General features: G+C 70.6%; 15 protein-coding genes. 2 read left to right on the top strand and 13 right to left on the bottom strand.

Annotated elements, in window-relative coordinates; all coding sequences use genetic code 11:
- Positions 1–25: 25 nt before the first annotated feature.
- The 10 genes from Acor_RS00275 to Acor_RS00230 form a co-directional block, all read right to left on the bottom strand.
- On the bottom strand, positions 26–1,969 hold the full coding sequence (locus tag Acor_RS00275; protein WP_155334433.1) for a CRTAC1 family protein: 1,944 nt from the start codon (positions 1,967–1,969) through the stop codon (positions 26–28).
- 3 nt (positions 1,970–1,972) lie between these two features.
- Entirely contained in the window at positions 1,973–2,938 is a 966-nt protein-coding gene (locus tag Acor_RS00270; RefSeq protein WP_155334694.1) for a DUF1702 family protein, read from the bottom strand.
- 46 nt (positions 2,939–2,984) lie between these two features.
- A complete protein-coding gene (locus tag Acor_RS00265; protein WP_155334432.1) occupies positions 2,985–3,971 on the bottom strand; it encodes a DUF1702 family protein in 987 nt (328 codons plus the stop codon).
- 93 nt (positions 3,972–4,064) lie between these two features.
- On the bottom strand, positions 4,065–6,221 hold the full coding sequence (locus tag Acor_RS00260) for an NACHT domain-containing protein (RefSeq protein ID WP_155334431.1): 2,157 nt from the start codon (positions 6,219–6,221) through the stop codon (positions 4,065–4,067).
- A gap of 84 nt (positions 6,222–6,305) precedes the next feature.
- The gene (locus tag Acor_RS00255) at positions 6,306–7,253 is read right to left on the bottom strand and encodes an alpha/beta fold hydrolase (RefSeq protein ID WP_155334430.1); all 948 of its coding nucleotides are present in this window, start codon (positions 7,251–7,253) and stop codon (positions 6,306–6,308) included.
- A 75-nt stretch (positions 7,254–7,328) separates the two neighbouring features.
- A complete protein-coding gene (locus tag Acor_RS00250; protein ID WP_155334429.1) occupies positions 7,329–8,555 on the bottom strand; it encodes a glycosyltransferase in 1,227 nt (408 codons plus the stop codon).
- 20 nt (positions 8,556–8,575) lie between these two features.
- Positions 8,576–10,354: an ABC transporter ATP-binding protein gene (locus Acor_RS00245; RefSeq protein ID WP_155334428.1), complete on the bottom strand. Its 1,779-nt coding sequence runs from the start codon at positions 10,352–10,354 to the stop codon at positions 8,576–8,578.
- Entirely contained in the window at positions 10,351–12,228 is a 1,878-nt protein-coding gene (locus tag Acor_RS00240) for an ABC transporter ATP-binding protein (protein WP_218034042.1), read from the bottom strand. Before Acor_RS00240 ends, Acor_RS00245 begins: the two co-directional genes overlap by 4 nt.
- Complete coding sequence (locus Acor_RS00235) at positions 12,228–13,121, bottom strand: glycosyltransferase (protein WP_218034041.1); 894 nt, start codon at positions 13,119–13,121, stop codon at positions 12,228–12,230. The genes Acor_RS00240 and Acor_RS00235 overlap by 1 nt, the downstream gene beginning before the upstream one ends.
- Positions 13,122–13,257: 136 nt before the next feature.
- Positions 13,258–13,917, bottom strand: coding sequence for a hypothetical protein (locus Acor_RS00230; RefSeq protein ID WP_155334426.1), 660 nt, complete (start codon positions 13,915–13,917; stop codon positions 13,258–13,260).
- Positions 13,918–14,166: 249 nt separating this feature from the next.
- On the opposite strand from Acor_RS00230, the gene Acor_RS00225 reads away from it, so the two are divergent.
- Together Acor_RS00225 and Acor_RS00220 are read left to right on the top strand one after the other, a co-directional pair.
- Entirely contained in the window at positions 14,167–15,393 is a 1,227-nt protein-coding gene (locus tag Acor_RS00225) for an amidohydrolase family protein (protein WP_218034040.1), read from the top strand.
- Positions 15,390–16,031, top strand: a complete 642-nt coding sequence (locus Acor_RS00220) for a formylglycine-generating enzyme family protein (protein ID WP_155334425.1) — start codon at positions 15,390–15,392, stop codon at positions 16,029–16,031. The genes Acor_RS00225 and Acor_RS00220 overlap by 4 nt, the downstream gene beginning before the upstream one ends.
- On the opposite strand, the gene Acor_RS00215 is transcribed toward Acor_RS00220, so the two are convergent.
- Genes Acor_RS00215 through Acor_RS00205 form a run of 3 tightly spaced genes read right to left on the bottom strand, consistent with a single transcriptional unit; the run spans position 16,028 to position 18,875 of the window.
- Positions 16,028–17,263 carry an adenylosuccinate synthetase gene (locus tag Acor_RS00215; RefSeq protein ID WP_155334424.1) on the bottom strand — a complete coding sequence of 412 codons (1,236 nt, stop codon included), beginning with the start codon at positions 17,261–17,263 and terminating at the stop codon, positions 16,028–16,030. The two genes, Acor_RS00220 and Acor_RS00215, sit on opposite strands and share 4 nt — an antisense overlap.
- Before the next feature lie 10 nt (positions 17,264–17,273).
- Positions 17,274–18,104, bottom strand: a complete 831-nt coding sequence (locus Acor_RS00210) for a hypothetical protein (RefSeq protein WP_155334423.1) — start codon at positions 18,102–18,104, stop codon at positions 17,274–17,276.
- A 24-nt stretch (positions 18,105–18,128) separates the two neighbouring features.
- On the bottom strand, positions 18,129–18,875 hold the full coding sequence (locus Acor_RS00205) for an NUDIX hydrolase (RefSeq protein WP_155334422.1): 747 nt from the start codon (positions 18,873–18,875) through the stop codon (positions 18,129–18,131).
- Between the last annotated feature and the right edge of the window lie 466 nt (positions 18,876–19,341).

The following is a 19,341-nucleotide window of genomic DNA, read 5'->3' as shown; positions in this document are numbered from 1 at the left end:
CCGTTCTGTGCTGACATGGGAGCTGTCACCTCTCCGTCGCCTGAGCGCCCAGCTGGATGTCGTGCCAGCCCGGACTCAGCTGAAGGTTCTGTTCGTGGATTTCGCCGCTACGGTCCCGCCAGCAGAGGTTCACCTGGACCGGGCCGGTCACGTTCTCGCCGAGGCCGAAGTGCACCTCGCTGCTGCGCTTGCCGGAGTGGCCGCTGCCGCCGTCCACCCGGCTGATCTGCTTGCGGCCGTCCGGCATGGTCAGCGTCACCTGCGCGCCGACCACCGGCGACCCGGACAGGCTCGCGTCGGCCCGCTCGTGGGTGAGCCGCAGGCCCAGGAAGCCGCCCTCGCTGGTGCTGGTGTTCTGGTAGAAGACCGGCTCGTCCCACTGCCGGGCGACCGCCATGTCGAGGCGGCCGTCGCCGTCCGCGTCACCGGTGGCGACGCCGCGGGTGGGCACCGGGATGGACATCCCCAGTTCGCCGGCCACGTTGCTCCAGTAGCCGTCGGCGCCCTTGACGTAGAACATGAAGGTCTGGCTGCCGCCGACGTCGTCGCCGGCCCGCACGTTCGGCCACCACACCGGGTGCTGGAGCACCTGATCGTTGGCGGTGGCCAGCTCCTGGAGCAGCGGCCAGCGGTTGACCTCGCCCTTCACGAAGCCGGTGGACTGCGCGATGGCCGGCTGGCCGCTGTTGTTGAAGTCGGCGATCTTCAGGTCCCAGCCCCAGCCGGACCAGGCCAGGCCGAGCGGGGCGCTCAGGTCCTTCCAGGGCGCGTGCCCCTGGGACAGGTCGGCGCGCACCTGGCTCTTGTCCTTCGCGTCGCTCATGAAGGCGAAGTTGCTCTCCTGGATGCCGAAGGTGGTGGTGATGTTGCTGACGAACATGTCGTAGAGGCCGTCGCCGTTGAGGTCGCCGAAGTCGACGCCCATGCCCTTGAAGGAGTCCAGGCCGACCACCTTGGACTTGGGGACCAGCGGCGTCCTGGTGCCCTCCACCACGGTGAACCTGATCTGGCCCGGGCTGGAGGAGTTGCGCAGCATCCGGTCGGGGCCGAAGTCGTGGCCGAGGTACATCTCGGGCAGCATGTCGCCGTCCACGTCGGTCGCCGCGGCGGCCAGCACCCAGCCCTTGGAGACGTTCAGCGGCAGCGCGTCGCCGATCTCCTGGAAGCTCACCGAGGCCGGTCCCGACGCCGTCCAGCGGAGGAAGTAGTCCTCGCCGCCGTTGATGCCGTGCGACATCGAGTGGTTCATGGCCACCCCGCCGCTCAGCTTGTCGTCGAGCACAGGCCCGTGCGGGAAGTAGTTGCCCACGTAGACGTCGTCGTGGCCGTCGCCGTCGAAGTCGTCGACGACCACGGCGTTGGTGTTCCACTGCGGCCCGGTGTACCCCGGCGTGCTGCTCCGCGGCGGCACCGCCTCGATCGCCTGGTACGCCGCGGCGCTCAGCCCGTCCGCGTCCGCCTTGGCCAGGTAGATGATCGGGGTCCGCCCCCACAGGTAGACCAGCAGGTCCATCCGGCCGTCCTCGTTCAGGTCGGCGGGGACGCAGCCCATCGGGGCCATCACGTCGTTCATCGGCAGCCCCGAGGGGACCAGCGCGAACGGCGCGTACCTGTCGGCCTTGAGGCCCGGCGTCGGGGTGACCACGACCTGGTCGATGCGCGGGTCGGTGACGCACAGGTCGTTGGACAGGCCGTCACCGTCCAGGTCGTTCATGGAGATGCCGGCGCCGACCGAGGAGATCCACGCGTCGATGTGCGTGTAGTCCTGGTTGACCCGGCGGATCGTCTGGTTCTTGAAGCCGCCCGGCAGCGCGATGTTCATCGGCTTGAAGCCGTACGTGCTCGCCATCTCCTGCCGCTCGGCGGGGGACGCCGAGGGTAGTTTGACGATCACGAACGCGACGGCGAGCAGCGCCAACGCCACGATTCCCGGCAGTTGCCTGCGGATCCAGCCAGCTGTGCGTGCCACTGACTAACACCTCCCAAGAGATACGAATTCATCGGCGATGCGCTGCCGCCACACCTCGTAGCCGGGCGGCACGCCGTCGAGCGGCCCGTCGGGCAGGGCTTCCGCGCAGATCAGGGACGCCTTCTCGGGCGTCATCCCGCAGAACACGCGGACGGCCAGTTCGGTGTGCGGGCCGAGCAGCCCGGCCTCGATCCGGGCGGTCGCGCCGAACGCGCTGCCCTGCGCGACCTGCGGGCGGTAGATTCCGGCCCGGTCCCACAGGGTGCGCAGCTCGGCCTCGGTGGCGCCGCCGGCGTAGGTGGCGGCGAGGCCGGTTCCGGCGTACAGGTCGGCGCGGCGGGACTCGGGGAACTTGTCGATCAGGTCGGCCACCAGGACCGGGTCGGTGCCGGCCACGAACCACATGGCCCGGCCGATGCCCTGGTCGATGGCGCGGTTGGGGTAGTCGCCGTGGTCGCCGCGCGGCCAGGGGAAACGCGGTTCCTGGAACTGGCCGTGCACGTACTTGGCGGTCTGGAAGTAGGCCTGGTGGAAGCCGTACCCGTCGAGGGCGAGCCAGCGGAGCAGCGGGTCGGGGGCCTGGACCCGCGACCAGACCAGCCGGGGCAGCCGGGCCATGGCCCAGCCGATTCCGACATAGACCATGTAGACGTGGTTCCGGCCGCGGCCCGCCATGAATGCGGGGAATCTGCCGCGGCCGCCGAATGGCAGCGCGTCGACGATGGTGAATGCCATCGCCGCGCCCTCGTAGGCGAATCCGCGGAAGCGTTCCGGAATTTTCTCCAGCAATTCTTCCGCGTCGGGCGCCGTACGGGCCTCGGCGGCGTAGGCGAATCCGGTGAGAAAGGAGCGCCCGACCGTTTCGAGCAATTCTTTGGCGGCCGGGCTCTTTTCGTGGAATCCCCTTACGTCGACCCTGGTGGCAGACATATCCGGGGTAAGAATTTTGCGCCTGAGCGCGCGCACCATATTAGCCACATATCAAATATCCATTGACTGTGGAGGCACGTCTACTTCAAACTTGCTCACGCGAATTAAGCTTGCTTCTGACGTTATTACGCCACAACTCGTAGGCCGGGACGTCGGCCTTCGCGGCGGCGTCGACGGCCGAGTCGTCGGCCACCGCGACCGCCCCCTCGACCGACACGTCGGCCAGGATCGACACTCCGGCCGCGCTGTGCTCGGGCACGTGCCCGCCGTGGTGCCTGGCCTTGGCGGCGAACACCGCGCCCTGCGCCAGCTGGGCCCAGTGCTCCCCCGACTCGCGGCGCAGCGCGGCCAGCGCGGCCGGGTCGGAGCCGCCCGCGAAGGTGGCCGCCAGCCCGACGCCGCTCCACAGGTCCGCCTGCCGGCCGGCCGCGAACTTGCGGACCGCGCCGACCACGCCGGGGACCTGCCCGCCGTGGATGAACCAGAGCGCCCGGCCGATGCCCTGGTCGACGGCGCGCGGGAAGTAGTCCGCCCGGCCCTCCCACGGATAGGCGGCCGGGATGCGCTGCTCGTCCACCCAGCGTCTGGTCTCGAAGTAGGCCCGGTCGAAGCCGTACCCGTCGACGGCCAGCCAGGTCATCGCCGGATAGTACGGCGAGCCGGTGAGATCCGGCATGATCTTCTTCCACAGCGGCCGGGGCAGCCGCGCCATGGCGAAGCCGACGCCGATGTAGGTGAGGAAGATGTGCGGATGTCCAGGCCCGAGCAGCAGGTCGCGGGTGCGGTGCCCGCGCCCGCCGCCCATCGCGTCCACCACGGCGAACGCCATGGTGGCGCCCTCGTAGGCGAAGCCGCGCTGTTCGGGTTCGACCAGTTCGAGGCGGCGTTCCACCTCCCACTGGTCGCGGGCGTCGATGCCCCATTCGAAACCGCAGATGACGGCCTGCGGGATCGCCTCCAGGTGCCGGGTGGTTCCCGGCGGCGCGGCCGGGAAGCCGCGGGCGGAAAAGCTCACCTCCCGTAACGACGGGGTGAGCAGCAGCCGGCGCAGCGAGCCGATCGTGGTCGGCATGGTCCCTCCTCGGGGTCGCGTACCCTCACACGATGCCCAGGTGGCGGGGGCCGGCGCTTCTCCGGATGTGCGGGAGACATCTCCGAATGTGCGCTACTGGGCGGACTGGGCCAATCTGTCCTGCAGTTGGGCGTGCCTGAACTGGTAGACCGGGCCCGCCTGGCGGAGCAGCCCGACCCGGTGGGCGTCCTCCAGCAGCCCCATCAGCCGGCGCGGCACCCGCCGCCGCAGGCTCAGCACGATCAGCGCGACCAGGTAACTGGAGCTGGCGCCCTTCAGCCCGAAGGTGAAGGTGAACACCAGGCCGCCGCCCAGGCCGAACAGCACCCCGGCCACCACGCCGGGGCCGGCCCCGGACAGGCCGGGCAGCAGCGCGGCCGTCAGGCCGAAGGTGAGGCCGAGGGTGAGGCCGCCGATCAGCGAGCGGCCGTAGACCAGCTCCAGGTCGCGGCGCAGGGTGACGGCGGGGGTCTGCGGGCCCGCGCTGGTCAGCGGGGTGGTCACCCAGCGGTTCAGGCCGACGATCAGGCCGCCGGTGAACACCACCGCCAGCCCGAACCAGAGGCCGTCGCTGAGCTGGCCCGCCCCGGCCACCAGCCAGAACCCGAGCGCGGCCACCATGCCCACCAGGAACACCACGGCCAGGCCGAAGGTCAGGTTCCCGGCGAACTGCCGGACCGGGCCGCGCAGCCGCAGGTCGGCGTAGGCGGGTTCGAGCGCGGACCTGTTGAGCAGCGCGAGGCCGCCGGTGAGGCCGCCGACCAGGCCGCCGACGACCCCGCCGACCAGGCAGAACAGCAGCGGGCCCGGCATGCTCTTGGGATACAGCAGCAGGGTCATGAGCCCGCTGAACACCGCCACGGTCAGCCCGACCGTGAGCCCGACGGTGATCCCGCCGACCAGTGTCACCCAGTTGCGGGACAGCGCCCGGTGCAGCTCCCACCAGCGGAAGTCGCGGTTGTCCTGGGTCATGTGCCGGGCCAGGAAGGACAGCCAGCGTTTGGCGTCGTCGGGATCCCAGCCGCGGCGCGGCCGGAACGGGTGCCCGCCCCGGACCACCGCCTGCTCGTCCTCCGGCAGCACGGTGGCGAACGCGGCGTGCACCAGGTTGTCCAGCAGGTGCTCGGTGATGGAGGTCGAGGTCGGGAAGTACTCGCGGTCGCACAGCCCGCCCGGGTCGGTCCTGGTGTCGATGTAGACCTTGCGCAGCAGCCAGAGCGCGAGCGGCGTGGACAGCGCCTCGGCGATCGGGCCGTCCGGCTCCCGCCGTACCGCCGCCAGCACCCCCGCCCAGACCGTACGCTGCCCGGCCGGCAGCCGCCCCTCGATGTAGGCGACCACGTCGGCGCTCTTCACCGGCCTGGGCTCGATCACCGCGCCGCCCGCCAGCGGCCCCCCGCCGCGCCCTTCGACGGCGGCCCGGAACTCGGGGGTACGGCAGGTCAGGATGAGCGCGTCGACCGCGTTCAGCGCGGCCAGCACCTGGGGGCGCACCTCGTCGGGCAGCTCGTCGAGACCGTCCAGCACCGGCAGCACCCGCAGCTGCCGGACCAGGCCGAGCGCGGCGTCCGGCCCGAAGTCGGCGGCCCGCAGCGCCGGATAGTTCTCCCGGAGCCGCCGGGCCAGCCACTGGTGCACCGACTCGCCGCGCGGGTCCCAGCCGGACATGGACAGCAGCACGGGCACCGGGTCGCCGGGCCGCGGGTCGTCCAGGAGCTCCTTGAGCAGCAGCACCGCCAGCGTGGTCTTGCCCATCCCGGGCGCGCCGATGATGACCAGCCGGCGCCGGGTGAGCTGGCGGAAACGTTCCGCCATCTCCGGCATACGATCCGCCCGACCGTCGAAGCGGGGGCGGCCGATGCCGAGCCAGTTGAGCGGGAACCTCGGGCGGTCGATCTTCTCGGCCCGGTCCATCACGCCGGGCAGGCCGGTCATCCGCCAGCGCACCGGCAGCGGGGCCGGATCGTCCAGCTCCCGGATCTGGATCTCCTCCCGCCACTGGGCCCGGACGAACTCGCGCAGCGCCTGCTCGGCCCCCGCGATCTGGTCCGGGGTGCTCATGCTGCCCGGCTGGCGGCCCCGCCAGTCGAAGACCACCTGGCCGAGCAGGGTGGCCACGGCGACGATCAGGCCGACGATCTGGATCCAGTCGATGGTCCCGGGTGACCAGGGCGGGGTGAGCACGCCGACCAGCACCACCGCGATAACCAGCGTCGCCCCCACGCGCAGCCACAACGGCCAGCCCCTCACTCCCCTATCGTGACAGTCCGGGCGATCTACGGGAATGGCGTCGCCGCCGCTCATATGCGAGCGACGGCGACAATATGGATTCGGCTACGCCGCGCAGCCCGCGAGGCTCGCCGGTGGGGCCGGTTGTGGGGTGTTGGCGAAGAAGAGCTTCGCGCAGTCGATCGTGTACCGGGGGGTCTCCTCCGGGACGAAGTGGCCGGCGTCGGGGACGACGACCTCGCGGACGTCGTCGGCGACGTGGCCGAAGGAGGCCGCGATCATGCCGCCCAGCGAGAACTCGCCGCCGGCCGCGAGGACCGGGATGTGCAGTTGCTTGGCGGTGGCGTTGGCCTGGTTGTCGGCGGAGTCGGCGGCCAGCGAACGGTAGTACTCGTAGCCGGCGTGCCGGTCGCCCGGCTCGCCGTACGCCTTGTAGTACTCCTGCCTGGGGATGTTCTCCGGGTGGCGGGCGCCGTCGTAGAAGTAGTCGAGGACCGGCTTGACGTCGTCCCGGTCAATGACCGCCTCGGCGAGTGGGGACATGTTGAACAGGAAGTGCCAGCTCCAGGCGTAGAAGTCCTCCTGGCCGAAGCCGGGGAGCACGGACTCGATCACCATCAGCCGGGAGACCTCGGTGGGGAAGTCGCGCGCGTACGGATAGGCGACCTGGCCGCCGACGTCGTGGGCGAGGAGTTCGACCTGACCGCGGAAGCCGATCTTGCGGACCGCGTCGCGGACCCGGCGGGCGGTGGTGGCCTTGTCGTAGCCGTTGGCGTAGACGCTGGAGTCGCCCAGGCCGGGCAGGTCGATCGCGATCACCGTATGGTCGCGGGCCAGCTCGGGGATGACCTTGTTCCAGGTGTACCAGGTGCCGAGCCAGCCGTGCAGCAGCACCAGCGGCGGACCGTTCCCGGCCTTGACGTAGTGGATGCTGCCGCCGTCCACGGTCACCTTGCCGTGCTTGAGGTCGCCGCCCGCGTTCGCCGGGCCGGCGGCGGAGGTGAACAGGGCCACCAGCGCCGCGATTATCGCGAACAATGTGAGGCGTCTCATAATTTCTTCATCTCCACGGTCCCTCCTTGATTACCGATGTCTTGATCCTCGAATACGAGGAGAGACCGCGCATCTCTAAGAATGCGCACTGAAGGTGACGTGAATCTTGCGCCCCACCCGTCCCGCCTCGGCCAGCAGGTCCTCGCTCCAGCGACCCCAGAGCCCGGCCATCCGGGAGGTGATGACGACCGTGTCCACGGACTGGTCGTCGAGACCGGTGAGCAGGCCCATCCGGTGGTGCCCGGTGTGGCCGCCGCCCGCGGTCGCCCGCTGGAGCAGTTCGCGGTCGAAGTCGAACAGGGTGGCCGAAGGCAGTGACGGCGGCACCCGGCCGCCCGAGCCGAAGACGACGATCCGGCCAGACGGCGCGATCTCCTTCACGGCCGCGTCGATCTCGGCGGACACGTCCAGGTCGCGGACGCTCGCCGCCCAGTCGAGCACGGCCCGGCACTCGTCGTCGATGGTCCCGAAGAGCAGCCGTGGGATGAGCAGGGCGAGCACCTCGACCTGGGGCTCCTCCCAGCCCGCCAGGAAGTAGCGCAGGTTGATCGCGACGTCCTGCATGTCGTTGGCCCGGTTCCGCTCGTGCGGATACTCCAGCGCCCAGGCCGTCCTGGACAGCTCCAGCGGCACGCCGTTCCTGAACAGCCGGAAGCCGAGATGCATGTCCTCGCAGCCCCAGCGGTCGAAGCCCTCGTCGAAACCGCCGGCCTGGTGGAACTCCTTGGCCGGGACGGAGACGTTGATGGTGAAGAAGAGCAGCCACGGGATGGCCATGCGGCTCAGGTCGAAACCGTATTTCTCGTACAGTCCATGCCTGACGTCCAGGAACCACGACTTGCCGGTGAAATGCTCGACCACCTGCTCGGGCGGCATCCGGGACATCGCCTCGGCGATGGCGTCCACCTCGACGTGGCCGTAGTCGGGGTTGTAGCCGTAGGCGTACCCGACGATGGCCCGCGGGCCGCCGGGACGGGCGTGCTCGGCCAGGTGGGCGCGGAGGAAGTCGGGGCCGACCATGCCGCCGGTGTCGAGGAAGACCAGCAGCGGCGCGGTCGCCATGCCAGCCCCCGCGTTGCGGGCGTGCCCGGCCCGGAACCCCAGATACTCCATCCAGTGGTATTTCATGTTCAGCTGCCCGGCGAAGGAGTCGACCACGGCCTTGGTGTGATCGGTGGAACCGTCGTCGGAGACGATTACCTCGAAATCGTCGACGGGAATGTCCTGCCGGGCGAGGTGATGAAGAGTATCGCGCAGCATTTCCGCGCGATTGTAGGTGGGAATGATGACGGAAATCTTCATGAGTTCTCCCTAAAGACGTGTCAGCTGTACGCTTTCGCCTGAAGCGCGAAGAGCTCCGAATAGAGGCCGCCGCCGGCGGCGAGCGTGCTGTGGTCGCCGACCTCGGCGACCCGGCCGTCCTGCACCACGATGATCAGATCGGCCATCCGGACGGTGGAGAAACGGTGCGACACGAACAGCGTGATCGCGCCGGTCGCCTCGCCGACCCGCCTGGCCTGCTCGGCGTAACGTTCGAAGAGGGCGTGCTCGGCCTGCGGGTCGAGCGCGGAGGTGGGTTCGTCCAGCACCAGCAGCAGCGGCGAGGAGCGCATCAGCGCCCGGCCCAGCGCCAGCTTCTGCCACTGGCCGCCGGACAGTTCGGCTCCCTCGGTGAAGGACTTGCCCAGCTGGGTCTGCAGGCCGTCGTCCAGCTGGTCGAGCACGTCGGAGCCCTGGGCCCGATCCAGCGCATCCCTGATCGCGGTCTCGTCGCCCAGGTTGGGCAGGTCGCCGAGGCCGACCGTCTCGCCGGCCAGGAACTCGTACCGGACGAAGTCCTGGAAACCGGCGGCGATGCGCTCCCGCCAGGCTTCGATCGGGAAGCGCCGCATGTCCACGCCGTCGATGAGCACCTGGCCGCGGGTCGGCTGGTAGAACCCGCACAGCAGCTTGACCAGTGTGGTCTTGCCGGCGCCGTTCTCGCCCACGATGGCGGCCGTGGATCCGGCCGGGATGTGCAGGTTGACGTCGCTGAGCACCTTGGCGTCGGTGCCCGGGTAGGTGAACCCGACGTCGTCCAGCCGGATTCCGTCCGTGAGCCGGTCGGGCGGGCTTTCGACGCCGGGCGAGGAGACGGTCACCACCTCGCGGATCCCGGCCAGCCGCCGGTACGCGCTGGACATGCGCTGCAGATCCTGAAGCAGCGTGACGGCGGTCGTGACCTGCTGGTTCACCTGCGCCGCGAGGGCGATGACCAGCACCACCTCGCCGACGCCGCGCCGCCCGGCGATCGCGTCCCGGACCACCAGCAGGACCGCGCCGACGTAGGCCAGCGCGAAGATCACCTGCCCGGCGGCGCGGATCCAGGTGGCGGCCAGGTGCGCCCGCCACAGGCCGCGGGTGGAGTCCGCCCACAGCCGGGTGTGCCGCCCGCGCAGCTCCTTGGCCAGGCCGAAGACGCGCAGCTCACCGGCGAGCCTGGCGGAGGTGGACAGGTGGAACAGGTTCAGCGCCACCCGGGTGGACTCGGCGGTGGCGGTCCGCGCGGTGTCCCTGATCCGTTCCGCCAGCCGGCCGGTGAGCAGCGGCGGGATCGCGGCCAGCGGCAGCAGCAGCAGCCACGGGTTGACCAGGGCCAGCAGCACGCCGGTGAAGGTCACCGCCAGGCCGAGACCGATGCCGTTGAGCAGCGCCTCCAGGCCGACCCGGAACTGGCGGCTCTCCTGCTGCAGCACGGTCAGCGCGTCGGCGTGCTCGGCCCGCTCGTGGTGCTCGATGCCCACCGAGCCGTTGGAGAGCGCGATGAGCTGCTCGTCGAAGTCGAGCTCGGCCAGCTCGGAGAGCTCGAAGTAGGCCAGGTGGGCGAAGTGGCCGAAGGTCAGCACCATCACGGCGAGCGCCGCGACGACGACGCCCGCCAGGGCCGCCTGGCCCGGGTCGTGGGCCACGATCGCGTTGGTCATCCAGGCCAGGCCCGCGGCGAGCCCGGGGGCCGCCGCCGCGCCGGCCACCATCAGCACCACCGAGATCGCGGTCTTGCGCCGGTCCATCCGCCACGCGGTGCTGATCATCTTCCAGGAGCCGGCGAAGAGGTCTATCACGCCGGCACCTCCTCGTCGATGTCGGTGTCGTCGGTGAAACGGTCGGCCTGGAGGTGGAACAGGGTGGCGTACCGGCCGTCCAGCGCGAGCAGCTCCTCGTGGCTGCCCTGCTCGATGATCCGGCCGTGTTCCAGGACGACGATGAAGTCGGCCTGCCGCACGGTGGAGAAGCGGTGCGAGATGAGCAGCGTGGTCGCGCCCTGCGTGAGGCCGGCGAAGTCGTCGAAGAACCGGGCCTCGGCGCGGACGTCGAGGCTGGCCGTGGGCTCGTCCAGGACCACGATCGAGGAGCCGTGGCGGAGGGCGAACAGCGCCCGCGCGAGCGCGACCCGCTGCCACTGCCCGCCGGACAGGTCCGCGCCGTCGGTCAGGTGCCTGGCCAGCGGCGTGTCGAGGCCGAGCGGCAGCCGTTCCAGCGTGGCGGTCAGGCCCACCCCTTCTGCGGCGGCCCGGATTCCGGCCCGATCATCCATGTACGCCACCGCGCCGAACCCGATGTTGACGGCCGCCGACGCCTCATACCTGGCGAATTCCTGAAATATCACGCCAAGCTTGGCGCGCCAGGCCTCGATCGGGTAGGTCGAGATGTCCACGCCGTCCAGCCGGACCGCGCCCGAGGTGGGCTCGTACAGCCGGGCCAGCAGCTTGACCAGGGTGGTCTTGCCCGCGCCGTTCAACCCGACGATCGCGGTGCACCGGCCGACCGGGATGGTCAGGTCCAGGTCCTCGAAGACCGCGCGCCGCTGCCCCGGATACCGGAAGGTGACCTGGTCGAACTGAATGGTGTGCACCGGCTCGGGCACGGTGCCGGTCGCCGGCTCCTCCTCGACCTCGTCGATGCGGTCGGCGAACCGCTGGACCGCGTCGTACGCCTCCATGCCGATGGCGGTCTGCAGGTCCGACTCCGGGTAGTACTCCGCCAGCCGCAGCGACCCGAGCGACGCCTGCATGACCAGGATGAACGTGGTCAGCGTGAGCGTGTCGGTGAACCCGACCAGGCCGAAGACCGCGGCCGTGGCCGCCAGCGCCCACGCCCCGAACCAGACGAACGGCCACAGGTAGACCCGCCGCCGCTCCGCCCACATCGGCCGCAGCCAGGCGAAGTACGCGGTCCGCAGCGTGTCCCGCATCCAGCCGGCCAGGCCGAACACCCGGATCTCCTTGCCCGCCAGCGGCTGGATGGCCAGCGTGCGCAGGTAGTCGCCCTTACGCTCGGCCGAGGTGAGGGCGAACCGCACTCGGGCGTATTTGCGCAGGCCGCCGCGCTGGCCGTACCGGAACAGCAGGACCGCGACGACCAGCCCGGCGGCGGCGAGCCAGGAGAACGCCACCCCGACCACGACCGCGTACCCGGCCAGCTGCGTGTAGCGCCCGATCAGCGCGACCAGTCCCGCGCAGGCCTGCCCCGGGCTCTGCACCCCGAACTCCAGCTCCCGCGCGGCCACCCGCAGGTCCTCGAGCGCGCCCTGATCCTCCAGCGGCCCGATCCCCGGCGTCCGCAGCGACGCCGCCATCAGCCGCTCGACCATCTGGCCGTCGATCCTGCGCGCGGTCAGCTCCCCCAGCGACGCCTGCAGCGGCGCGATGATCTGCTGCGCCACGAACGCCACCGCGGCCACCACGAACACCGCGACCAGCGAGTCCCACGCGGCCGAGTCCAGGCCGCCCCGCACGGCCTCGGGCACCCGCCCCAGCACCACGCTGGTGGCGATCACGAACACCACGGGCAGCAGGCCGAGCACCAGGTTGACGGCCACCAGCAGCGTGACCAGCCCCGTCCCCGCCTTGGGCACCAGCTTGGCGATCCGCCAGCGGGAGGCCGCCAGTTCGCCGGCCGACATCGCGTACGGATTCGCGGACACATTGCCGGACATCAGGCCCCCCGACCACTCGCGGCGAGGTAGTCCGCGCACATCGGCAGATTCCACTCGCGAATGATGTTGTTGAGTTCCCAGTAGTTGAGCTCACCGATCCGCGGCAGCAGGTCGACGATGGGCGTCCGGTACTTGGCCGCCATGTACGCGTAGTTGCTCGCGGCCTGCTCGTTGTTGCCGTCGAAGCTCTTCTCGTGCGGGCAGTGGATCGCGGCGGCCTTCCGGTTCAGGATGAAGTGGGCGCCGTCGCGGTGCAGCCGGTAGCCGAGGTCGACGTCCTCGCCGCCCCAGCGCGTGAACGCCTCGTCGAACATGCCGACCTTGCGCAGCTGGTCGGTCTCGACCGACACGTTGCAGGTCCAGTAGTTCAGCCACGGCGCGGGAAGGTAGCCGAAGTCGTCGCCGTACATCCCGTAGAAGATCTCCCGGACGTCCAGCCAGGTGCCCTTCTCCTCCAGGGTGGCGATGGTCCCGTCCGGGTCCTTGAAGTCGATGGCCTGGTTGATCTGGGCCGCGTCCTCGTTGTCGAGGTTGAAGCAGTACACGTACCCCACGACCGCGACAGGGCCGTCGGCCTTCTCATGGCTGTCCAGGTAGGCCCGCAGGCACCCCGAGTGGGCGAGCACCCCCGAGTCGATCAGCACGGTGATGTCGCCGTCGGCCGCCGCTATCCCCACGTTGCGGGCTTTCGCCGCCCGGTAGCCCTCGTCCTCCTGGTAGAAGTACCGGAGGTTGAGCCGGCTCCGGAAGGTCTCCACCATTTCACCGGTCGAGTCCGAGGAGCCGTCGTCCACCACCAGGACTTCGAACTGGTCGGCGGGCAGGCTCTGCCCGACCATCGACTCCAGCGTGTGCCGAAGTAGTTCCACCCGGTTGTAAGTAGGAATGACCACACTGCACTTCAACGACCCCGCCATTGCCGCTCCAGTCCCACCACGTCGAGAAATGCGCCTAAAACGCCCGGACTGTCAGTCTCCGGGGGGCCCGGCGGGGTCGCATCTTCCTAAATGCTGACGTCATTCACGCAGGTCAGGCGGCCCTCCACAGCTGAACGACGGCCCGTACGGCGACCAGCGCCACCGCCATGGTCACGATGTAGAGCGGCACCCCCAGCGCCACCTGCCGGGCCACCTCCGCCACGACGCCGACCTGTTCCGCCGGAGGCAGCGGCGCGCGGCCGTCCCCCCACCAGGAGGTGACCTGGGAGGCCACCCAGGTGCCCCGGCCCACCAGGGCGTCGTGCAGGAACGGGCCCGGGGCGGTGACCAGGGCGAACGCGACGCCGCCCGTCACCACGTAGAGCGTCTTGCGCAGCTGGTCGTCCTGGACGCGGGCCGCCACCCAGCCGGCCAGCGGCAGGATGACGGCGATGGCGGGGATGAGCCCGACGAAGCCGGCCGAGGAGTCGAGCAGCCAGTGCAGCCAGTGGCTGATCGCGGGGCCGCCCTCGCCGAGGTAGATGGCGTGGTACCAGAACATCACCGCGCCGCCGCCGTAGGCGAGCAGCAGCGCCGAGATGAGCAGGGCGGCCCAGGCCATCCGGCGGGAGTAGAAGTCGCGCAGGATCGCGAGGACCGATCGGGGGTTGAGCAACGCGCGGAGGTCGCCCGCGCGTTGCTCAGAGGTCCCGGGCTGGTACGCCGGGTCGAACACCGTCCACGCGGTCGCGTGGGGAACTCGAGGTGGCATCTTCGGCCTCCGTGTCAATCGCTGTCAATGCCCGCGAGAACCCTAAGTTGGCATTGATCCCGGGCTGCCACGGGAAAACTTTTCCGCCCTCTGCTACTGCCGTTGAACTGGGCGGACACCTCTATATCAATGTTAGTTGAAATGTATATTTCAATTAGGCCGGGAATTCCCTGAAGGGAATTGGCGTGAATCGTTCAATAGGAATTCCGGTGGCTTATTGAATGTTTCAAGTCCGGTAACGTTGGAACCGTGGATCTGCTCATACGCGACGCCGCCCTGCGCGGGCGCCCCGGCCGCTGGATGATCGCCGCCGAGGCGGGCAAGCTGACGGCCGTACAGCCGGAGGACCGGGACGCGCCGGCGGCGGCGACCGTCGTCGACGCGGAGGGCAACCTGGTCACCGAGCCGTTCGCCGACGGGCACCTGCACCTGTGCAAGGTGCACACCCTGGACTTGTCCGGCCCGGCGGCGCTGGAGGCGTACACCGGCGGCACCATGGGCGCGGCGATGGGCGCGATCGAGCAGGCCGCGGCGGTCAAGGCGGACCAGTCGGTGGAAGCGGTCACCGCCAGGGCCAGGGCGGCGCTCACCGAGTCGGTCCGGCACGGCGTCCGCCGCGTGCAGGCCTTCGCCGACGTGGACCCGGCGGCCGGGCTGACCGGCGTGCGAGCCCTGCTCGCGCTGAAGGCCGAGTTCCGGGACCGGGTCGACGTCCAGGTGGTGGCGTTCCCGCAGGACGGGGTGGTGCGCGCGCACGGCACGGCGGAGCTGGTCGGGGAGGCGGTCCGGCTCGGCGCCGACGTGGTCGGCGGGATCCCGTGGATCGAGTGGACCGACGCCGACGCCCGCGAGCACATCCGCCGGATGGTCGAGCTGGCCCACCGGTACGGCCGCCGGGTCGCCATGCTGGTCGACGACGCCGGGGACGCCTCGCTGCGGACCACCGAGATGCTGGCGAGCGCGCTCCTGGAACACGGCATGACCGGCCGGGGCAGCGCCCAGCACGCCCGCGCGATGGCGCTCTACCCGGAGCCCTACCTGCGCCGGCTGATCGGCCTGTGCCGGGTGGCGGGCCTGGGCTTCGTCAGCGACCCGCACACCGGCCCGCTGCACCTGCCGGTCTTCACCCTGGCCGAGGCCGGGATCCCGGTGGCGCTCGGGCAGGACGACATCGAGGACGCCTACTACCCGTTCGGGCGGCACAACCTGCTGGAGGTCGCCTTCCTGGCCGCCCACCTGCTGGACGCCCGCACCGACGCCCGGCTGGACGCGCTCTACGACATGATCACCGTCACCGCGGCCAGGGTCATGGGCGCGCCCGCGCCCCGGATCGAGCCGGGCGCCGACGCCGACCTCGTCATCCTGCGCGGGCGCACCGTGCGGGCGGCGCTGGCCGAGCACGCGCCGCCCAGCCACGTGATCGTGGCCGGCCGCGTGGTCGCCGCCACCCGATCGCAGACGACCTTCGCCGGATGAACCTGATCGAGATCCCGGCCGGCTGGATCGTCCTGCGGGACGAAAGGACCAGGACGAACTGGCGCGCCGAGATCGCGGCTTTCCGGCTGGCGCCGCATCCGGTGACCCGCGAGCTCTACCGCGCCGTCACCGGCGACGCCCCCGAGAGCCCGGCGGGGCCCCGCGCGCCGGTGACCGACGTCTCCTGGCTGGACGCGATCCGCTTCTGCAACCTGCTCTCCCGGCAGCGCGACCTCCAGCCCTGCTACACCGTCGGCGAGGACGTGGCCTGCGACTGGACGGCCGACGGCTACCGCCTCCCCACCGAGGCCGAATGGGAGTACGCCTGCCGCGCCGGGCACACCGGCGTCCGCTACGGCGAACTCGACGAGATCGCCTGGCACCGGGACAACTCCGGCGGCGAACCGCACGACGTCGCCACCAGGACGCCGAACGCGTGGGGCCTGCACGACATGATCGGCAACGTCTGGGAGTGGTGCTGGGACGTCTACGACCCCGCCGTCTACGGCCCCTACCGGGTGTTCCGCGGCGGCGGCGTGCACGACCTGCCCCGGGCGCTGCGCGCCGCCTGCCGCCGCAAGAGCCACCCGGCCTTCCGGATCGACGACCTCGGCTTCCGGGTGGCCCGGACGGGTTAGGCGGCCCGCGCCATCTTGCGGCTCAGCCGGGGAATGCGGCGGACGCGCTTGTCCAGCCAGGTCGGCCCGCTGGAGGTCACCGTGACCGGCACGCCCAGCTCGTCGGCGACGAAGGCCGGCCACGGCCCCGGCACCGCCTCCAGGACCGGCCGGGTCTCCAGCAGCCGCCCGGCCAGCCCGAAGTCGCCGGGCGCGAGCCTGGCCTGCCCGTCGTAGGCGCGGCAGACGCGCAGCTCCGGATGCTCATCGGCGACGTCGAGGTGGGTGAGCGCCAGCTCGTCCACGCCCCCGCAAACCTGGACGGCGTAGCGGGCGGCCACCAGGTCCAGGTGCCCGACCCGGAACGCGCCCTGCCACTCCCCCGTGTCGTTGTGCCGCTCCGGCAGCGCCAGCTTCGGGTCCTCGGTGACCAGCGGCCCGGCCCCGTGCCGGGTGCTGTAGGTGCGCAGCACGCCGAGCCGCCGCGCGTCGCCGTCCCCCGCGCCGGCCTCGTCCAGCAGCGTGAAGGCGTTCACGAACGTGGTCGTGGACCAGGTCGTGTACGGATGGAATCCGTACCGCTCGTCCAGCAGCACGCCCTGCGCGCCCTCGAACAGCAGCGGCCCGCCCGACGGCAGCCGGCCGGTGCGCACCCGGTGCGCGAACCAGCGGAACGCGTCCGCCACGTCGTCCACCGGCGGCAGCGGCACCTCGCCGACCTCGTCGAGCACCCAGTCGCGCAGCCGCCGCAGCAGCAGCCGGAGCGAGCGCGGGCTGCCGCAGTCGGCGACCCGGGGCGCCGCGGCGGGATGGGAGAGCGCGTAGGAGGCCGTCTCGCCCACTCCCATCCCGCACGAACCGTGCCGGTCCCGCCCCCTGGCCCGCTCCCGCGCCCGGTTCGCCGCCCTGTGGTACGGCGTGGTGACGAGCGCGTCCGGCGCGACGGTGAGCAGCTCGAACGGGTCGGCCGTGCCGAGCCAGCGCAGGTGCTGGTGCTCGGCGATCAGCGCCAGCGGGTCGACCATCATGAACCGCGACAGGAACGTCGGGACGCCCCAGAACGTCCCGGCGCCGAACTGCGCGAACGTGTGGTGCCGCCCGTCGGGGGTGACCACGTTGTGCCCGGCCTGGGCGCCGCCGTTGTAGCGGACCACCGCGTGCGGCTGGTCCTTGCGGGAGCAGAGCCAGTCCACGATGGTGCCCTTGCCGCTGTCGCCGTACCCCAGGTCGGCGATGATGACGTGCTCGTCCATCTCTCCCCCGTTACCGTGCCCGCTGGGACATGACGCGGTCGACCACGGTGAGGGCGATCGTCTCGCAGATCTGCGAGAGGTCGTCGATCTCGATCACCCGGTCGGCCAGCAGGTTGTGCCAGAAACCCGTGACGAACTGGTCCCGCCCGTGCGAGGTGCCGCCGGGGATGATGAAGTTGACGTCCCACGACATCTTGGCCTGGCTGAGGATGGCCTCCAGCCGGATGTCGTTCGGCAGCCCCTCGCCGAACAGGCCGGCCACCTCGTGGCCCTTGACCACCGGGTAGGCGGTCTCGTCGCCGATCACGAAGGCGATGCCGCGGACCCCGCGCTTGGTGAAGCAGTCCAGCTGGGTGTGCCTGGCCAGGAAGTAGAAGGCCAGCTCGTACGACTCGGCCATGCTGCCCCCGCCCCCGCCTTCCAGCAGGATGCGCCGCAGGTCCTCGTCCATCCGGTTGTCCGACTCGAACTGGCCGATCTGCAGCGGCGCCCGGTCGCAGGTGGCGTCGCCGATCGCGCCGAACAGGATCTGCGCGTCCGGCAGGTGCCGGTGGATGGTGCCGAGCAGCCGGGGCAGCCGGGCCTGGAGCTCCCGCGGGACCAGCTGCATGGAGCCGGTCACGTCGAAGAGCACCGCGATGGCCACGGACTCCGGATGCTCGGCCGAGTCACGGGATTCGCGGACGCCGAGCCCGATCGGATCGAGGGCCTGGTGGACCCGCCACTGATGGCGGCTGAGCCGTTGCATCGCCTCGGTGTGCCCGAAGGCGCTCTGACCCTTCTCCTCCCGATACCGCTGCGCGGCATCGTAGGAGTCGATGGACCAGCGTCCGCTCCCCATGACGTTTCTCCTGTTCCGGTGGCTTCAGTTGCGTATTTCGTCTTCGCGCGACGGCCGCAGCAGAGCGGGGTGGAGCCGCTTGGCGTCGCCCTTGCGGTAGAGCCGGGCGCGGGGCCCCCCTCGCGGACCCCCGCGCTCGGTGGTCATCCCGGTGCTCTCCACGAACCCGGGGACCGACAGCACCTTCCGGTGGAAGTTGCCTGCGTGCAGCGGCTCCCCCCAGACGACCTCGTAGACCGCGCGCAGTTCGGAGATGGTGAACTCCTCGCCGACGAACGAGGTCGCCAGCGGGGTGTACTCCAGCTTCGAGCGGGCCCGCTCCAGGCCGTCGTCGAGGATCTTCGCGTGGTCGAAGGCCAGCTCCCGAGTGGCAGTCAGGGGAGTCCAGAGCGCGGCGTCCGCGTCCGATCCGGCCTTCGGATCGGGCAGCCAGGGGGCGAAGGCCAGGTACGCGACCGTGACCACGCGCATCCGCGGATCGCGTCCCGGCTTGCCGTAGGTTCCGAGCTGCTCCAGGTGGACCCGGTCCAGATCGTGCGGGAACAGATTGGTCTCCTCGGCGAGCTCGCGCGCCGCGGCCTCCTGCAGGTCGTCATCCCTGACGAACCCGCCGGGCAGCGCCCACGCGCCCCGGTACGGCGGTTCGCCGCGCCGGACCAGGAGCACGTGCAGCCGCCCGTCCCGGATGGTCAGCGCCACGACATCGGCCGTGACCGCCATCGGCTGGAAGGCCCGCGGGTCGTATCCCGCGAGGAACTCCGATTCGTTCATCCCGCCCGTCTTTCTCAAGTCGAGTGTTTCTCGTATTGAGAATAACGCCGGGACTCCCTGTCACACAAGACCCTGTGAACGTTTCACCGCCTCCGGCGCAGCGGCGCACGTCACAGGGGGGCCACCCCGTCATGTTGGCGAAACACCCTGTACGCCCATCCGAAACCAACGGACATTGGGAGCGCTCCCAATGAGGGGGTTGGGCGCGCTTGTAGCCGTTTGCCCGCACATCGGGACGGCGTGGACCCCATATGGCTGGGAGATGATCAGTTTGAGATTAAGATCCTGGCGAGGGCGTTTGATGGCGGTGGCGACCGCGATCGCCACTGCTTTCGCCCTTGCCACCATCCCCTCGACCCCGGCGAACGCCGCCGTGGCCTGTCAGGTCACGTACACGAAGACCTGGGAGGGCGGCAACGGCTTCGGCGCCTCCGTCCGGCTCCAGAACCTCGGCGACCCGGTGTCG

Origin of the sequence: Acrocarpospora corrugata, assembly GCF_009687845.1 — a bacterium.
Classification (GTDB): Bacteria; Actinomycetota; Actinomycetes; order Streptosporangiales; family Streptosporangiaceae; genus Acrocarpospora; species Acrocarpospora corrugata.
This window is presented reverse-complemented; position numbering and strand designations above follow the sequence as displayed.

Coding starts and splice junctions, on each gene's coding strand:
- Acor_RS00270 (WP_155334694.1), bottom strand. CDS start 2,938: ATGGTGCGCGCGCTCAGGCGCAAAATTCTTACCCCGGATATGTCTGCC.
- Acor_RS00265 (WP_155334432.1), bottom strand. CDS start 3,971: ATGCCGACCACGATCGGCTCGCTGCGCCGGCTGCTGCTCACCCCGTCG.
- Acor_RS00255 (WP_155334430.1), bottom strand. CDS start 7,253: ATGAGACGCCTCACATTGTTCGCGATAATCGCGGCGCTGGTGGCCCTG.
- Acor_RS00250 (WP_155334429.1), bottom strand. CDS start 8,555: ATGAAGATTTCCGTCATCATTCCCACCTACAATCGCGCGGAAATGCTG.
- Acor_RS00240 (WP_218034042.1), bottom strand. CDS start 12,228: ATGTCCGGCAATGTGTCCGCGAATCCGTACGCGATGTCGGCCGGCGAA.
- Acor_RS00230 (WP_155334426.1), bottom strand. CDS start 13,917: ATGCCACCTCGAGTTCCCCACGCGACCGCGTGGACGGTGTTCGACCCG.
- Acor_RS00220 (WP_155334425.1), top strand. CDS start 15,390: ATGAACCTGATCGAGATCCCGGCCGGCTGGATCGTCCTGCGGGACGAA.
- Acor_RS00215 (WP_155334424.1), bottom strand. CDS start 17,263: ATGGACGAGCACGTCATCATCGCCGACCTGGGGTACGGCGACAGCGGC.
- Acor_RS00210 (WP_155334423.1), bottom strand. CDS start 18,104: ATGGGGAGCGGACGCTGGTCCATCGACTCCTACGATGCCGCGCAGCGG.
- Acor_RS00205 (WP_155334422.1), bottom strand. CDS start 18,875: ATGAACGAATCGGAGTTCCTCGCGGGATACGACCCGCGGGCCTTCCAG.